12 protein-coding genes are annotated in these 13,970 nt (G+C 70.7%); 5 read left to right on the top strand and 7 right to left on the bottom strand.

Translation table 11 applies throughout. The features are described from left to right. The first annotated feature begins 29 nt into the window (after window positions 1-29). Both G3I60_RS07475 and G3I60_RS07470 read left to right on the top strand, forming a co-directional pair. Window positions 30-2,051, top strand: coding sequence for an NADPH-dependent 2,4-dienoyl-CoA reductase (locus G3I60_RS07475; protein ID WP_164293464.1), 2,022 nt, complete (start codon window positions 30-32; stop codon window positions 2,049-2,051). A gap of 104 nt (window positions 2,052-2,155) precedes the next feature. Then, window positions 2,156-2,713, top strand: coding sequence for a PadR family transcriptional regulator (locus G3I60_RS07470; RefSeq protein ID WP_164293465.1), 558 nt, complete (start codon window positions 2,156-2,158; stop codon window positions 2,711-2,713). A gap of 228 nt (window positions 2,714-2,941) precedes the next feature. Here G3I60_RS07470 and G3I60_RS07465 read toward each other — a convergent pair whose 3' ends face one another. From G3I60_RS07465 to G3I60_RS07455, 3 genes are all read right to left on the bottom strand, one after another. After that, window positions 2,942-4,336 (bottom strand): DUF1254 domain-containing protein, encoded by a 1,395-nt coding sequence (locus G3I60_RS07465; protein ID WP_164293466.1) that lies wholly within the window; start codon window positions 4,334-4,336, stop codon window positions 2,942-2,944. Window positions 4,337-4,468: 132 nt separating this feature from the next. Then, entirely contained in the window at window positions 4,469-5,731 is a 1,263-nt protein-coding gene (locus G3I60_RS07460; protein WP_239069620.1) for a serine hydrolase, read from the bottom strand. Between the two features lie 437 nt (window positions 5,732-6,168). Then, a complete protein-coding gene (locus G3I60_RS07455) occupies window positions 6,169-6,429 on the bottom strand; it encodes a UBP-type zinc finger domain-containing protein (RefSeq protein WP_138354227.1) in 261 nt (86 codons plus the stop codon). A gap of 68 nt (window positions 6,430-6,497) precedes the next feature. Here G3I60_RS07455 and G3I60_RS07450 point away from each other — a divergent pair, with 68 nt between their 5' ends. Continuing rightward, window positions 6,498-8,096, top strand: a complete 1,599-nt coding sequence (locus G3I60_RS07450) for a Na+/H+ antiporter (RefSeq protein ID WP_164293468.1) — start codon at window positions 6,498-6,500, stop codon at window positions 8,094-8,096. A 49-nt stretch (window positions 8,097-8,145) separates the two neighbouring features. Here the strand turns inward: G3I60_RS07450 and G3I60_RS07445 are convergent, their stop codons facing one another. Next, entirely contained in the window at window positions 8,146-8,418 is a 273-nt protein-coding gene (locus tag G3I60_RS07445; RefSeq protein WP_138354225.1) for a GlsB/YeaQ/YmgE family stress response membrane protein, read from the bottom strand. Window positions 8,419-8,583: 165 nt separating this feature from the next. Here G3I60_RS07445 and G3I60_RS07440 point away from each other — a divergent pair, with 165 nt between their 5' ends. Further along, entirely contained in the window at window positions 8,584-9,054 is a 471-nt protein-coding gene (locus tag G3I60_RS07440) for an SLATT domain-containing protein (protein ID WP_343240926.1), read from the top strand. A gap of 228 nt (window positions 9,055-9,282) precedes the next feature. After that, window positions 9,283-9,732: an RNA polymerase sigma factor gene (locus G3I60_RS07435; RefSeq protein ID WP_164293546.1), complete on the top strand. Its 450-nt coding sequence runs from the start codon at window positions 9,283-9,285 to the stop codon at window positions 9,730-9,732. On the opposite strand, the gene G3I60_RS07430 is transcribed toward G3I60_RS07435, so the two are convergent. From G3I60_RS07430 to G3I60_RS07420, 3 genes are all read right to left on the bottom strand, one after another. Further along, entirely contained in the window at window positions 9,697-10,269 is a 573-nt protein-coding gene (locus G3I60_RS07430; protein ID WP_164606910.1) for a hypothetical protein, read from the bottom strand. The genes G3I60_RS07435 and G3I60_RS07430 overlap by 36 nt on opposite strands. 61 nt (window positions 10,270-10,330) lie before the next feature. Continuing rightward, window positions 10,331-11,179: an alpha/beta fold hydrolase gene (locus G3I60_RS07425; RefSeq protein ID WP_164293469.1), complete on the bottom strand. Its 849-nt coding sequence runs from the start codon at window positions 11,177-11,179 to the stop codon at window positions 10,331-10,333. Window positions 11,180-11,496: 317 nt separating this feature from the next. After that, window positions 11,497-13,845, bottom strand: coding sequence for an AbfB domain-containing protein (locus tag G3I60_RS07420; RefSeq protein WP_164293470.1), 2,349 nt, complete (start codon window positions 13,843-13,845; stop codon window positions 11,497-11,499). Window positions 13,846-13,970 lie beyond the last annotated feature (125 nt).

Here is a 13,970-nt window from a genome sequence, read left to right as displayed (position 1 = left end):
GCTAAGAGTTCGCGCGAGGAGGCCCCCTGATGAGCGACTACCCCCACCTGCTGAGCCCGCTGGACCTGGGCTTCACCACCCTGCCCAACCGGGTGCTGATGGGTTCGATGCACGTCGGTCTGGAGGAGGCGCCCCGCGGCTTCGAGCGGATGGCCGAGTTCTACGCCACCCGCGCCCGTGGCGGCGTCGGCCTCATGGTGACCGGCGGGATCGCCCCCAACGACGCGGGGCGCCCGTACGAGGGCGGTGCGAAGCTGACGACGGAGGCCGAGGCGGAGCAGCACACCGCGGTGACCGCGGCCGTGCACCGCGAGGGCGCGAAGATCGCGATGCAGATCCTGCACTTCGGCCGGTACGCGCACCATGCCGATCTCGTCGCGCCCAGCGCCCTCCAGGCGCCCATCAGCGGCTTCACCCCCCACGCGCTGACCGAGGACGAGGTCGAGCGGACCGTCGAGGACTTCGTACGGGCGGCCGCGCTCGCGCAGCTCGCCGGCTACGACGGCGTCGAGATCATGGGGTCCGAGGGATATCTGCTCAACGAGTTCATCGCGGCACCCACCAACCAGCGGCAGGACCGCTGGGGCGGCGAGTACCGGAACCGGATCCGCTTCCCGGTCGAGATCGTGCGCCGGGTCCGCGAGCGGTTGGGCCCGGACTTCATCCTCATCTACCGGCTCTCGATGCTCGACCTCATACCGGGCGGATCCACCCTCGCGGAAGTGATCACTCTCGCCCAGGAGATCGAGGCGGCCGGCGCGACCATCATCAACACCGGCATCGGTTGGCACGAAGCACGGATCCCGACGATCGCGACCTCCGTCCCGCGCGGCGCCTTCACCTGGGTGACGAAGAAGGTCATGGGCTCCGTGGGCATCCCCCTGGTGACCAGCAACCGGATCAACACCCCCGAACTCGCAGAGCAGTTGCTCGCCGAAGGCTGCGCGGACATGGTGTCGCTGGCCCGCCCGCTGCTGGCCGACCCCGACTTCGTCGCCAAGGCCCGGCGCGGGCAGTCCGCCACCATCAACACCTGCATCGGGTGCAACCAGGCCTGCCTGGACCACACGTTCAGCGGGAAGATCACGTCCTGCCTGGTCAACCCCCGCGCCTGCAACGAGACCGAGCTGATCCTGCAGCCGACCAGGCGCCGCAAGAGCGTCGGGGTGGTCGGCGCGGGGCCGGCCGGACTCGCCTTCGCGGTCTCGGCCGCCGAACGCGGGCACGCGGTCACCCTCTTCGACGGCGCGACCGAGATCGGCGGACAGCTCAACATCGCCCGCAAGGTCCCGGGCAAGGAGGAGTTCAATGAGACGCTGCGCTACTACCGCGAGCAGCTGGAGCTCCACGGCGTCGACGTCCGGCTGAAGACCACGGTCACCGTCGACACCCTCACCGCCGAAGGGTTCGACGAGATCGTGCTCGCCACCGGCGTCGTCCCCCGCACCCCGGACATCGAGGGAGTCGGCCACCCCAGCGTCCTCAGCTACCTGGACGTGCTGCGCGACGGGGCCCACGTCGGGCAGTCCGTCGCGATCCTCGGCGCCGGCGGTATCGGCTTCGACGTGGCGGAGTTCCTCAGCGACGGCGGCGACGCGGCGAGCCTCGACCCCGAGGCGTTCTTCCGCCAGTGGGGGATCGACTCCGGCTACGAGACGCGGGGCGGAGTGCGCAAGCCCGAGCGGGCCACCTCGCCGCGCAGCCTGCACCTGTTGCAGCGCAAGGAGAGCAAGGTCGGCGCGGGGCTGGGCAAGACCACCGGCTGGATCCACCGCACCGAACTGCGGCACCGCGGCGTCACGATGGTCGCCGGCGCCACCTACCACCGCATCGACGACGCCGGCCTCCATGTGACGGTCGACGGCAGGAGCGAGGTCCTCGGCGTCGACACCGTCGTGCTCTGCACCGGCCAGGAGCCGCGCCGCGACCTGTACGAGGCGCTGCGCGAGGCGGGGCACTCGGCGCACCTCATCGGCGGCGCCGACGTCGCAGCCGAACTCGACGCGAAGCGCGCGATCCGCCAGGGCACCGAGTTGGCGGCGGCGCTCTGACGGCGCGCCGGCGGCGCCGATCCTAGGATGCCTCCCAGTACGTCCATCGTCCGGCCGGGATGCCCCGGCCGGACGACCGGGTCCCAGAGAGGCGCCGTAAGACCATGTCGCTGCCGCACGCCATCCTCACCGCTCTGCTGGAGAAGCCGTCCTCGGGGCTGGAGCTGACGCGTCGGTTCGACCGCTCGATCGGCTTCTTCTGGTCCGCCACCCACCAGCAGATCTACCGCGAGCTGGGAAAGCTGGAGCAGGGCGGCCTCATTCACGCACTCGCCCAGTCGCCGTCGCGTGGCCAGAAGCGCGAGTACGAGGTGCTGCCCGCGGGCCGTGCGGAACTGACCACCTGGGTGGCCACCAGCCAGGACCCCAAGCCGATCCGCGACGCCCTGCTGCTGCGCCTGCGCGCGGCGGCGGTCGTCGGCCGGGACGGCCTCGAACCCGAGCTGGAACGTCATCTCGCGGACCACCGGCGGCAGTTGGCCGAGTACACCGCGATCGAGGAACGCGACTTCGCCGCCGGGGACCCCAGCGGCGAGGACCGGCTGCGGCATCTGGTGCTGCGCGCGGGGATCGGGCTGGAGACGTTCTGGATCGAGTGGCTCACCGAGTCGCTGGCGGAGTTCCGCCGACCGGACACCGCGGACGAGGTCGACGAGGGCTGACGTCGACCACGGCCCGGTCGGGCCGTAATGATCCGGGCTGATACAGATACACCTTCATCGTCAGCGCCGGCACCGGCCAGGTGCTCGGGCAGGAGGAGACCCTGACCACGACGGCCGGGAAGCTCAATGTGCCCGTCCCCGCCGTCATCAGTTACCGGTCTTACCTGACGACCAGCTCCTCCTTCTGACGCCCTGAGGGGCCTCAGCCAGGGATACCGGTCAGAGATCTCAATCGGCGCGGATGTCGTCGAGCTTCCAGGTGTGGTCGAAGTACGGCTCCAGGGGGCCGTAGAGGCGGAAATAGCAGAACCAGTGGCGGCCGGGGACGGTCTGGACCCAGTTGGATTCGCGGCCGGCCGGGGCCTCCGGTCCGAAGTGCAGGTCGACCGATCCGTCCTCGTTGTACTCGAGCTCGGGGTCGCGCGATCCGCGGTCGCCGCGCTCCTGTGGGTTGTCGATCAGACAGCGGGTGTCGGCGGAGTAGACCGTCGCCGACCAGAACAGCTTCGCGGGCGGGTCGGCGGGCACGCGGAGGGTGTACTGGCGGGCGCCGTCGAGCCAGCGGCCGTTCGCGTCGGTGTAGGTGCCCAGGTAGGCCTGGCCGAGCCCAGGGGTCCGGCTCTTCATGGCCGCGGAGAAGCTGACCGCCTCGTAGAACCAGGCCGTCCGCTCCAGCAGCTGGTCGTAGCCGGCGGCGCGTTGGTCGGAGCGGTCGAGCATGAGGACGAGGTCCCACTGCCGGTCGGGCCAATGGAGGGAGCCGGGGAACCGCTTGGCGAACGCGTTCGCCTGCGCCATCAGCTCGCCGGCCGCCGCAGCCTCGGTGAGAATGCGTGTCATCCGCTCGTCCGGGGTGAAGAGCTTGTCCTGCTCGATGCCCAGTTGCCGGAGCATGGCGAGGAAGAAGCGGTCGCGTTCGTCGACGATCTCGGACTGGTAGATCTCGTGCAGCCGCTCCCAGTACTCCAGCCCCCTCGGCTGGACACCGGACCACGTCCGGCCGGCAGGCGAGAGCACCCTGGTCGGCGGGGGCGCGTCGCGGTGGGCGTAGGGGTAGAGCCCTACGGCGTCCACCAGCTGCTGGGCCTGCGCGGCGTCGGTCCCCAGGGTGCGGAAGCCGAACATCACGTTCATGCCCGTCGCGGTGAGGACGTGGTAGCCGTCGGCATCGTCGGGCACCTCCTGGCCCGGGGGGACGATGAGATAGCGCCCGCCCTCGCCCTGGTCGGGGCCCATCTCACCCATCGCGCCGATCTCGCGCTGCCAGAAGTCGGACACGCCGCCCGCCGTGGGCCCGGCCGGCAGGTCCACCACGAGCGGTCCGGTGATGCCGAGGTCGATGAAGCCGAGGACGTAGGGAGTGGTGGCGTTGGCGGTCAGCAGGCCCAGCCGGTCGCGATAGCTCTCGTAGTGGACCAGATCGCTGGGACCCGCCCCGAACTCGTCGGTGTGCACCCGCTGCCACTGCGCGTACGAGACCAGGGGCAGCGCCCACAGATACGCCTGGGTGGCCATCTGGTGGTCGAGCTCGTCGAAGACGATGCCGAGGTCTTCGCGGCGCGGGAGCTCACCGTCCATGACTACGGAGCCGAGCCGTCCTGGGTGGGCCGCAGGCGTGTCCATGGACCGAGCGTAGGGGCGGAATCCGCAGGTCGCAGCCGGAGCCCGCGCCCACCCCGGCGCGCCGGAACGGCCCGGTCCCGGTCCCGATCCCGGTCACGCCGTCGCGTGACCGGGACCAGGACCGGTGTGCCGTCAGAAGCCCGTGGCCCGGGCGAGGGTGGTCCGGAAAGCGGTGGCGGGTGATGCGGTGGTCGGGGAGGTGGCGGAAGAGGACGGGCAGAACTCCGGCACCACGGGAGCGACCGGGCTCTCGACCCAGTCCGCGTTGACGTTGGAGGACAGGCTGTGCCGCCCGTCGCGGGTCGTGGCTGCGGACGAGGAGGAACCGAAGATCCCGCCGTCATGGCCCCAGACGGTCACCCCGCAGGGCAGCCGTACGGACATCATGGCCAGGCCGTACCGGAGATCGGGGGTGTCCGGGCCGGTCGACACCGTGGTGAGCATCTCGTCGAGCTGGTGGGCGGGGAGCAGCCGGCCGCGCAGAAGAGCGCTGAAGAAGCGGTTCAGGTCCGCGGTCGTGGAGATCATCTCGCCCGCAGAGCCGGCCAGCGACGGATTGAACTCGGTGACGTCGTAGAGCCGGTCGGGTGTCTGGGCGAAGAGCACGGAGTAGGCGCGGCCGTGGCGTCCGGGAATCGTGGGCGAGGTGCCGGGAACGCTGGTCGAGCGCAGTCCCAGCGGCCGCAGGATCCGCCGTTCGATCTCCTGGGCGTAGGAATGGCCGGTCACCTTCTGCACCACCATGCCGGCGACTATGTAGTTGGTGTTGGAGTAGCTCCAGGACGTGCCCGGTGCGAAGTTCGGCGGATGGGCGAGGGCGATCGCGACGATCTGCTGCGGCCGGTATGTCTCATAGCGGTGGTCGAGGAATCCCTGACCGCCCATCCGGGTCCGGAGCGCGGAGTCTTCCGTGTAGTTGAAGAGACCGCTGGTGTGGTTGAGCACCTGACGGAGCGTGATGTGCCGGCCGTCGTTGCCGTTCCCCTGGACCACGCCCGGCAGCAGCCGGTCCATCGTGTCGTCCAGGCTCAGCTTCTTCTCGGCTTCCAGCTGCAGCAGCACCGTCGCGACGAACGATTTGGTGATGCTGCCGATCCGGAACTCGTCACCGGGGCGGAACGGACGCCCAGACGACAGATCCGCGGTGCCCGCCGCACCGAACCAGGTGTCCCCGCCCACCTGCGCCTGGGCCTGTACACCGGGAGCGCCCGCCGCGACGGTGCCGTCGAGGGCGGCCTGGGTGGCGGCATGCCCGGTATAGAGCCCCGGCGCCGAGTGCGGTGCGGGGGAGGGCGCGGCCGTGGCGGCGGTCGCGGGCCCGGCCAACAGGGTCGCGCCCGCCGCGAGCGCGGCCGTCAGGCCCAGTACGCCCCGGCCGAAGTGGAGTTTCGACATGGAGTTCCTCTCCATCGGTACGGAATCCGTTGCAGTGCGCGGCTTGTGTGCCGCGTGGGGCAGGACGCCGTCGATGGCTCCACTCGTTGACAGACCCCGAATGTCACCGGCAGGATTCGGCCAACCGGTTGGCGAGGACATTTCGGCGCGCGATCCGCGGGATTAATGCGTGCCTGCGCCGTGACGTGTATCCGCAGCACGGGTTACGGGCCAGACGTCGAAATTACGCGTGTCGCCTCGCTACCGTTGTTCCACAGGCCCGGCAGGCCGCCACCCCCGTGCGAACCTGCCGGGCCTGCTGCTGTCCCACAGCGCGCCGCCCTCAGCGCCGGACGAGACCGGAGAACAGGCTCGGAGAACGGGCCGGGAGTGCGGGCCCGGAGAACCAGCCCGGACAGCGGGCCCGGGTGCCTGCCGCTGCCACTGGATGCCGGGAATCAGACCAGGTGCAGATCGACGAAGCACCAGCTCCAGCTCTCGCCCGGCTCGAAGCTCCGCATCACCGGATGCCCGGTCTCCTCGAAATGCCCCGTGGCATGCCGGTACGGCGACGAGTCGCAGCAGCCGACATGGCCACAGACGAGACATAGCCTGAGCTGCACCGGATGGCTGCCCACGGCCAGGCACTCCAGGCAGGTGTCGCTCAGCGGAGCCGGCTCGAGGCGCGGCAGGTCGGGAACATGCGGGCACTCGCTCATGATTGCCAGGTTAGAGCGAGTGAAGAGCATTCGAAGAACGCGAACGAGATGGGAACGGGCCGAAGCTGATGGATGCCATGCCACTGCTGATGTTGATCGCGTGCAGTGCGGTGATCGCGGCCGCGGCCCGCCGCACGCCCGTGCCCGCGCCGCTGCTGCTGGTCGCCGCCGGGCTGCTCGCGTCCTATGTGCCGGGCATCCCCGACTACACCCTCGACCCGGAGATCGTGCTGCCGCTGCTGCTGCCGCCGCTCCTGCACACGGCCGCCCTCGACAGCTCCTACCTCGATCTGCGGGCCAATGCGCGGCCGGTCGCGCTGCTCTCCGTCGGCTATGTGCTGTTCGCGACGATCGCCGTCGGATACGTCGCCTATCTGGTGGTGCCCGACCTGCCGCTGACCGCCGCCCTGGTGCTGGGCGCCGTGATCGCCCCGCCCGACGCGGTCGCCGCCACCGCCATCGCGCGGCGCCTCAAGCTGCCCAACCGGATCACCACGATCCTGCAGGGCGAGTCACTGGTGAACGACGCGACCGCGATCACCGCGTACAAGGTCGCCCTGGCCGCCGTGGTGGGGGAGGGAGCCACCTGGGGCGAGGGCATCAGGGAATTCGGCGTCGCCGCGGCGGGCGGTGTCGTCGTCGGCCTCATCCTCATGGTGCCGCTGCACTGGCTGCGCACCCATCTGAAGGAGCCACTGCTCCAGAACACCCTGTCGCTGCTCATCCCGTTCGTGGCCTATGCGGCGGCCGAACGCGTCGGGGCTTCGGGGGTGCTCGCCGTCGTGGTCGTCGGGCTCTACCTGGGACACCGCTCCTGGCAGGTCGACTTCGCGACCAGGCTCCAGGAGGCGGCGGTGTGGAAGATGGTCGGCTTCATCCTGGAGTCGACGGTCTTCGCCCTCATCGGGCTGCAGTTGCGCGTGGTGCTCGGGGGGCTCGGCGAATACGGGGTGGGGGAGGCCATCTGGTACGCGTTCGCGGTCTTCGTCGTCGTGGTGGCCGCCCGCTTCGCCTGGGTCTTCCCCGCGACGTTCCTGCCCCGCAAGCTCTCGTCCCGCATCCGGGAGCGCGAACCGGACACGAACTGGACCGGGCCCGTCATCGTCGGCTGGGCCGGGATGCGCGGCGTCGTCTCGCTCGCCATCGCCTTCTCGATCCCGCTGACGATGGACAACGGCGAGGCCTTCCCCGCCCGCAACCTGGTGCTCTTCCTGACGTTCACCACCGTGATCGCCACCCTCGTCGTGCAGGGCCTCACCCTGCCGCCGCTGATCCGCTGGCTGAAGATCCCGTCCCCCGACGTACGCGCCGAGACGCTCGCCGAGGCGCAGGCCCAGAGCGAGGCCTCGGCCGCCGCGGAACGCCTGCTCAACGAACTGCTCGCCGAGGGGCGGAACGACCTGCCGCAGCCGCTCGCCGACCGGCTGCGCACCGTCATGGACCGGCGGCGCAACGCCGTGTGGGAGCGGCTGGGAGCGGTCAACGAGACCACCGGGGAGTCCGCGGACGACACCTATCGGCGGCTCGCCCGGCAGATGATCGGGGCCGAACGCGAGGTGTTCGTGGAACTGCGCGACGCCCGGCGCATCGATGACGAGATGCTCCGGACGCTGCTGCGCCGACTGGACCTTGAGGAGGCCGCCGCCTACCGCGAGGAGACGGGCTGACGGCGGCCGGGGGGCGGCGAGTGCTGCGGGTGCTGGGGTGCCGCGCAGGTCAGCGGCGTGCGCGCGAGTCGCCGAAGAAGATCCGGTAGAGGATCAGCAGGACCAGCGAGCCACCGATGGCCGCACCCCACGTGGCCAGGTCGAAGAACTGGTGCCCGACGGGCTTGTCGAGGAGGCGGGCGGAGAGCCAGCCACCGACGAACGCGCCCGCGATACCGATCAGCGTGGTGATGATGATGCCGCCGGGATCACGTCCGGGCAGCAGGACCTTGGCGATGACCCCGGCGATGAGTCCGAGGACGATCCAGGCGAGAATGCCCATGGTGCGTTCCTTCCTTTCGACGTACCACTTCCGCGGGGCCGACCCACTCCCCTCCCCGCACTGAAAGGGACGCAGCCCAGGTGCGAGGGGTTCCCGGGTGCCACTTCGGACAACGGTCTTCCCTGATGCGTTCCGCCTGCCCCGATCGCGGGGCAACATGTTCGAGTGTTGATACGCAGACGGACTCCCGCCCCGCCACCGGCTCCCGACGACCCCGTACTGGCCTACGCCCTCACGGACTTGGACTGGTACGCGCGCACTCGTGACGGCGCCCGCAGATGGCACTGGACCACCGAACTGGGCGCGCTGTCGGCGGGCTCCGCCACGGTGGTCGCGGCCGGAATCCAGGCACCCGCCGCCGTCACGGCCACCGTGGCGGGAATCGCCGTCTTCATCGGCGGGTTCCGCCAGGTCTTCAACCACACCGAGCGCTACGTGCTGGCCGCGGAGTCCTGGTCGCGGCTGCGCCCCGCCGTCGAGCGGTACCGGCTGCTGCCGGAGGACGAACGGGACGCCGACGCCCGCCGGGTGCTGGTGGAGGCGATCGAGGCCGTCTCGGCCGCGGAGATCCAGAGCTGGGCCGTCCACCGGCGTGGAGCGCGGTCGGGTTCGGACGCGGGCCCGGGCATCGGGTGAGCCCGGGTGGCGTGATTCCGGCCCGCCGGAACGGTGGTTGACGTGCGTCGGAGGCACTGAACACCGCGGGAACGGCCCTCGCAGGGCAGCCCGGAGCCGGTGTTAGAGTCGGCCCCGGCCGATGGGGGCGCAGTGGCGGAGGAAGCCGGCGAGAGCCGTGCGGGGGAGCGGGATCCGGCTGTACTGGCCCTGCTGGTGGCGGGCGCGCAGCGCGGCGACCGGCTGGCGATGGACGAACTGCTCACCGTCCTCACCCCGTACGTCGGCCGGATCTGCGGCCCGGTGGCCCTGGAGGACGGGGACGACGCGGCGCAGGAGGCGCTGATCGCGGTCTTCCGTCACATCCGGCAGTTGAAGGAGCCCGCGGCGCTCTTCGGCTGGGTACGGGTGATCGCCGTCCGTGAAGCCGTCCGCCTCGCCGGACAGCGGCAGCGGACGGTGCCGGCGGAACTGTCAGAACTGCCCGCGCCGGGCGACCCGGAACTCGCCCAGGACATCGGGGATGTGCTGCGCAGACTCTCGCCCGAGCACCGCGCCGTCCTGATGCTCCGTCACGTCGAGGGGCTGGACGAGCAGGAAGTGGCGCGGGTGCTCGCGGTACCGCTGGGGACCGTCAGATCCCGGCTGTTCCGTGCCAGAAGGTCATTCCGGGGCGCCTGGGGCGGCGCCGGGAAGTGACCGTGCGTCGATCCGCCCCTGCAGTGCGGCCATCAGGGCGGCGCCGCGCGCCCGCGCCCCGGGCCGGCGCAGCCACTGGAGTGCGGCGCCGGCCGGGGAGCGGTAGGCGCTGAAGAAGGCGAACCGGGTGCCCGTCCCCTCGGGCACCGCGGCCATGCCACCGGCCAGCAGCCGGCTCTGCATCAGACACCAGCCCGGCCGCAGCACGACCTCGAACCGCTCCCGGTGGCCCAGAACGCTCACCGCCCGGAAGGACAGCCGGTCGTCGGACGGTCGGTCGTCGGCTGCCCGTCGGTCGTCGTCGGCCCGCCGATCCGCAGTCCGCCGGTCCGCTGCCCGTTCGGCGGTGAACGAGCGCAGCCCAGGGATGAGGTGCGGCAGTTCGCCCTCGAGGTCGGCTGCCACCGCCCACACCTGGTCCGGGGCGGCGTCGAAGTGGTGCTCGACGTAAAAGGCGTGTTTCGAGGCCCCCGCGACCACCTTCAGACGCCGCAGCGGATCCAGACCGGCCCGCGGCCAGCCGGCGTCGTCGCTCATCGGGCATCGCCCATCGGATCGGCTCCCCTTCGCACGGTCTGCGGGAGAGCGTCGCATCAACTCAGCTCGCGAACAAACGCCTGGCCGCCGCCACGACCAGCTCGGGCCACTCGTGCTGCGGGCAGTGCCCGCACCCCGGGAGCACCTCGACGGCCAGTGCGTCGGCGAAGAGCTCACCGCCCGCCAGCAGCCCCGGCGGGATGACCACGTCGCGCTCTCCCGCCAGGATCACGGTCGGGACCGTCAGCCGCAGGGAATGGAACTCCTTGCGGCGCAGGGCCGCGATGTCGTGCGCCACGAACGCGCGGTGGATCCCCTCACCGGCTCGCGCGCTGTGCGGTTGCCGGGCCGCGGTGGCGAACTCCTCGATCTCGCCCGCGCGCCAGGCCGCGCGGTCGGCCACCCCGCGCCGCAACAAGTAGCGGGTGAAGGCGGGCCAGCGCCGCAGGACCTGACGGCCGAGCGGTGGCCACTCCAGCAGCACGGTGTACCAGAAGCGCCAGGCGTGCCGGAGGGTGTTCCGGCGGGTCGGCCAGGGGTGGACCATGTTCAGCGCCAGGAAGTGGCTGAAGCGTTCGGGAGACCGGGCGCACGCGAGGAACCCCGCCCAGGCGCCCCAGTCATGGGCGAGCAGCCGCACCCGCTCCAGCCCGAGCGCGTCCAGCACCGCGACGAGGTCCGCCGCCCGCCGGTCCGTGCCGTAGCCGCCGGATGACGCCTGCGACCAGCCGAAGCCGGGCATGTCCAGGCAGATCAGCCGGTACTCGCCGGCCAGTCCCGGCAGGAGGTGCCGCCAGGTGTACCAGTGCTGGGGGAAGCCATGGACGAGCAGCACCGGCGGTGCGCCCGGGTCGCCGGCCTCGGCGTAGTGCAACCGGACGCCGTCGACCGTGACGTGGTGATGGCGCACTCCCGGAACGGGAGGGTAGGGCCGGGGAGACGACGTCCCCCCGGCCGTTTCCGGCGGTGTCGCTGTTCCGGCCGTCCGCGGTGTGCGGGCTCCGGGTGTCCTCTGGACCGGCATGGGACCGCCTTCCGTGTGTTGTCCCTTTGTCCCTGTGCCGGTGGAGAGGGCGGCGGCGGTCCGTGCAATCCCCGGGCCGCCCGGATTTCCGTGTGCGGTGGGTCACACGCGGGGCGCCGGGTGGCGGCTGGAGGGGTGAGGAGGGAGGCGAACCCCTTCCAGCCGCCGGTCAGGGCGCCCCGTGGTTCGGCGTCGTGGTCAGCTCACGGCGCCCAGGGCGGGTCGACGGCCCAGGTGGTGTCCTCGGTGAAGGTGGCCGGGTTGTCCCAGGTGTGACCGCCGCCCGGAGTGGCCAGCCAGACCTCGGCGTTGATGTGCCGGATATAGCTCCCCGGGTAGTTGGCGGCCGATAACCGGACGCCGCCGTTGCCCTGGACGGCGCAGAAGGTGGCGTCGGCCTTGAAGAGCGCCGATCCGTCGTCGGGATCCCGCCGGACCCGGAAGTTCTGGTGGCGGAGGAACTCGCCGGGGAAGTTGCGGGATTCGAAGGAGTAGCAGGCGCTGTTGGCGAGGCCGGTGACGATCTTCCACGTCGCGTCGCTCTTCAGCACCGCGCTGCTGTTGCCGTCGACGACCTCGGTGTAGGCCAGTGCGTTGGTGTGCCGCAGATACCGGTTGGTGAAGCCCGGTGTGGTGACCCGCAGGGACTTGTACTGGCCGACGGGGAGGACGACCGGTGGCGGCGGGTTGAGGGACGCGTTGATCAGAGCCTGGTTGGCGGCCTTCACCCGGGCCGCGTCGACCTTCATCACCTGGCGGTCGTAGGTGAGCAGGCCGTTGACCTCGTTCTCGACATCGGTGATCTCGGTGTAGACCGACGCGGAGAGGCCGGCGGGCAGCTGGTTGAGGCGGATGGCGTCCAGCAACCCGGTGAACCGGTCGTTGAGGGCCGTCAGGGTCGGCTGGTCCTCGTAGCTGAAACCGCCACCCGGATACCACTCATGGCCCGCCACCTTGAAGCCGAGCCCGCCGTACTCACCCAGCACGGCGGCACGGGTGGGGCTGGGAGCGGTGTTGCCCGGTCCGACGTAGTTGTGGTTGTCGACGACGTCCCCGTTGCCGCCGTCGACGGAGCCGCAGCAGTTGACGCCGCTCATGTTGTCGACGAGGCGGGACGGGTCGTAGGCCTTGACGTCATTGGCGATACGGGCCTGGTCGTACTGGCCCCAGCCCTCGTTCTGGTCCACCCACTGGATCAGCGCGGGGGAGCTGCGGTGCTGGTCGATGACGGCGTGGAACTCGGTCTCCCACTGGGCACGCGCCGCGCTGTCCGGTGACTTGCCGGTGTCCATGGCGGGCATGTCCTGCCACACCAGCAGCCCGAGCCGGTCGGCCCAGTAGAACCAGCGCTGCGGTTCGACCTTGATGTGCTTGCGGACCATGTTGAAGCCCAGGTCCTTGTGCGCCTGCAGATCGGACCTGAGCGCGGCGTCGGTCGGCGCGGTGTAGATGCCGTCGGGCCAGAAACCCTGGTCGAGGGTGCCGCTTTGGAAGACGAACTTCCCGTTCAGGACGGGCCGCATGATGTTGTCGACCTTGGCGAGCGCGATCGAGCGCATCCCGGTGTAACTGCCGACCGAGTCGACGGTCGCGCCGCCGCTGGTGAGATCGGCGCGCACGTCGTACAGGAACGGATCGTCCGGGCTCCACCGATGCGCGTTGGGAACGGCGACGGAGAACTCAGTGCCGACGGGTCCGGTCGCGGTGCCGACCGTGCCGCCCGCGGCGGAGACGGTGACCCTGGCACTCTGGCCGCTGATGCCGTCGCCTCTGACGGTGACGCGCAGCGTGTTGTTCGCCAGGTTCGGAGTCATGTCCACGCGGGTGATGTGCGCGGCGGCGACGGGCTCCAGCCAGACGGTCTGCCAGATTCCGGAGGCCGCGGTGTAGAAGATCCCGCCGCCCGGGTGCGGGGCGACATCGTTGATCCGCTGTTTGCCGACGGCCTGGCCACCGGTCTGGGTCGGGTCGTAGACGGAGACCACGACGGTGTTGGAACCGCCGGTCAGCAGCGAGGTGATGTCGTAGCTGAAGGCGTCGTAGCCGCCCTTGTGCACCGCCCCGGCCTGACGGCCGTTGACCCACACCGTCGTCTGCCAGTCGGAGGCGCCGAAGTTGAGCTGAACGCGGCGGCCGTTCCAGGTGGAGGGGACGGTGAACGTGCGCTTGTACCAGAGCTTGTCGTTCTGGGTGATCTTGCGCTGGATGCCCGAAAGTGCGGACTCGGCGACGAACGGGACGCGGATCTGCTCGCCGAACACTGCGGGCTGGCCGGCGTCACGGCCGGTGACGGCGAAATCCCAGATGCCGTTGAGATTGGCCCAGTCGGGCCGGGTGAGCTGGGGGCGGGGGTACTCGGGCAGCGGGTTGTCGACCGAAACCTGGTTCGTCCAGGGGGTGGTCATGGGGGAGGGCTTCGGCGACCAGGTGGCGGCACTGGCCGGCGCCGGACCGAGCGCGGCCAGCGCGCCGGCGGCGAGCGCCAGGACCGCGAACGCGGAGACGAGCCGGCGCCGCCAGGGCGCGTTCCCGGTGCCGGGTGGGCGTTTCATCAGAGCGGCTCCTTCGTGGGGGTGGGCCGTGCTGGGTCCGTCGGTGCCGTGCAAGTCCTTCCGTGGCAGGGGGTGTTGGGAGCAGTCCTTCTAACGTTGGAAATGCCATGCCCAGCGGAATGACA

This window comes from Streptomyces sp. SID13666, assembly GCF_010548325.1.
In the GTDB taxonomy this organism is placed as follows: domain Bacteria; phylum Actinomycetota; class Actinomycetes; order Streptomycetales; family Streptomycetaceae; genus Actinacidiphila; species Actinacidiphila fildesensis.
Note: the sequence above shows the minus strand (reverse complement) of the source record. Positions and strands in the feature narration are given on the sequence as shown.

What these genes read in the sequence shown, in the direction of transcription:
- G3I60_RS07475 (WP_164293464.1), top strand. Translation starts at nt 30, where the DNA reads ATGAGCGACTACCCCCACCTGCTGAGCCCGCTGGACCTGGGCTTCACC.
- G3I60_RS07470 (WP_164293465.1), top strand. Translation starts at nt 2,156, where the DNA reads ATGTCGCTGCCGCACGCCATCCTCACCGCTCTGCTGGAGAAGCCGTCC.
- G3I60_RS07465 (WP_164293466.1), bottom strand. Translation starts at nt 4,336, where the DNA reads ATGGACACGCCTGCGGCCCACCCAGGACGGCTCGGCTCCGTAGTCATG.
- G3I60_RS07460 (WP_239069620.1), bottom strand. Translation starts at nt 5,731, where the DNA reads ATGTCGAAACTCCACTTCGGCCGGGGCGTACTGGGCCTGACGGCCGCG.
- G3I60_RS07455 (WP_138354227.1), bottom strand. Translation starts at nt 6,429, where the DNA reads ATGAGCGAGTGCCCGCATGTTCCCGACCTGCCGCGCCTCGAGCCGGCT.
- G3I60_RS07450 (WP_164293468.1), top strand. Translation starts at nt 6,498, where the DNA reads ATGGATGCCATGCCACTGCTGATGTTGATCGCGTGCAGTGCGGTGATC.
- G3I60_RS07445 (WP_138354225.1), bottom strand. Translation starts at nt 8,418, where the DNA reads ATGGGCATTCTCGCCTGGATCGTCCTCGGACTCATCGCCGGGGTCATC.
- G3I60_RS07435 (WP_164293546.1), top strand. Translation starts at nt 9,283, where the DNA reads ATGGACGAACTGCTCACCGTCCTCACCCCGTACGTCGGCCGGATCTGC.
- G3I60_RS07430 (WP_164606910.1), bottom strand. Translation starts at nt 10,269, where the DNA reads ATGAGCGACGACGCCGGCTGGCCGCGGGCCGGTCTGGATCCGCTGCGG.
- G3I60_RS07420 (WP_164293470.1), bottom strand. Translation starts at nt 13,845, where the DNA reads ATGAAACGCCCACCCGGCACCGGGAACGCGCCCTGGCGGCGCCGGCTC.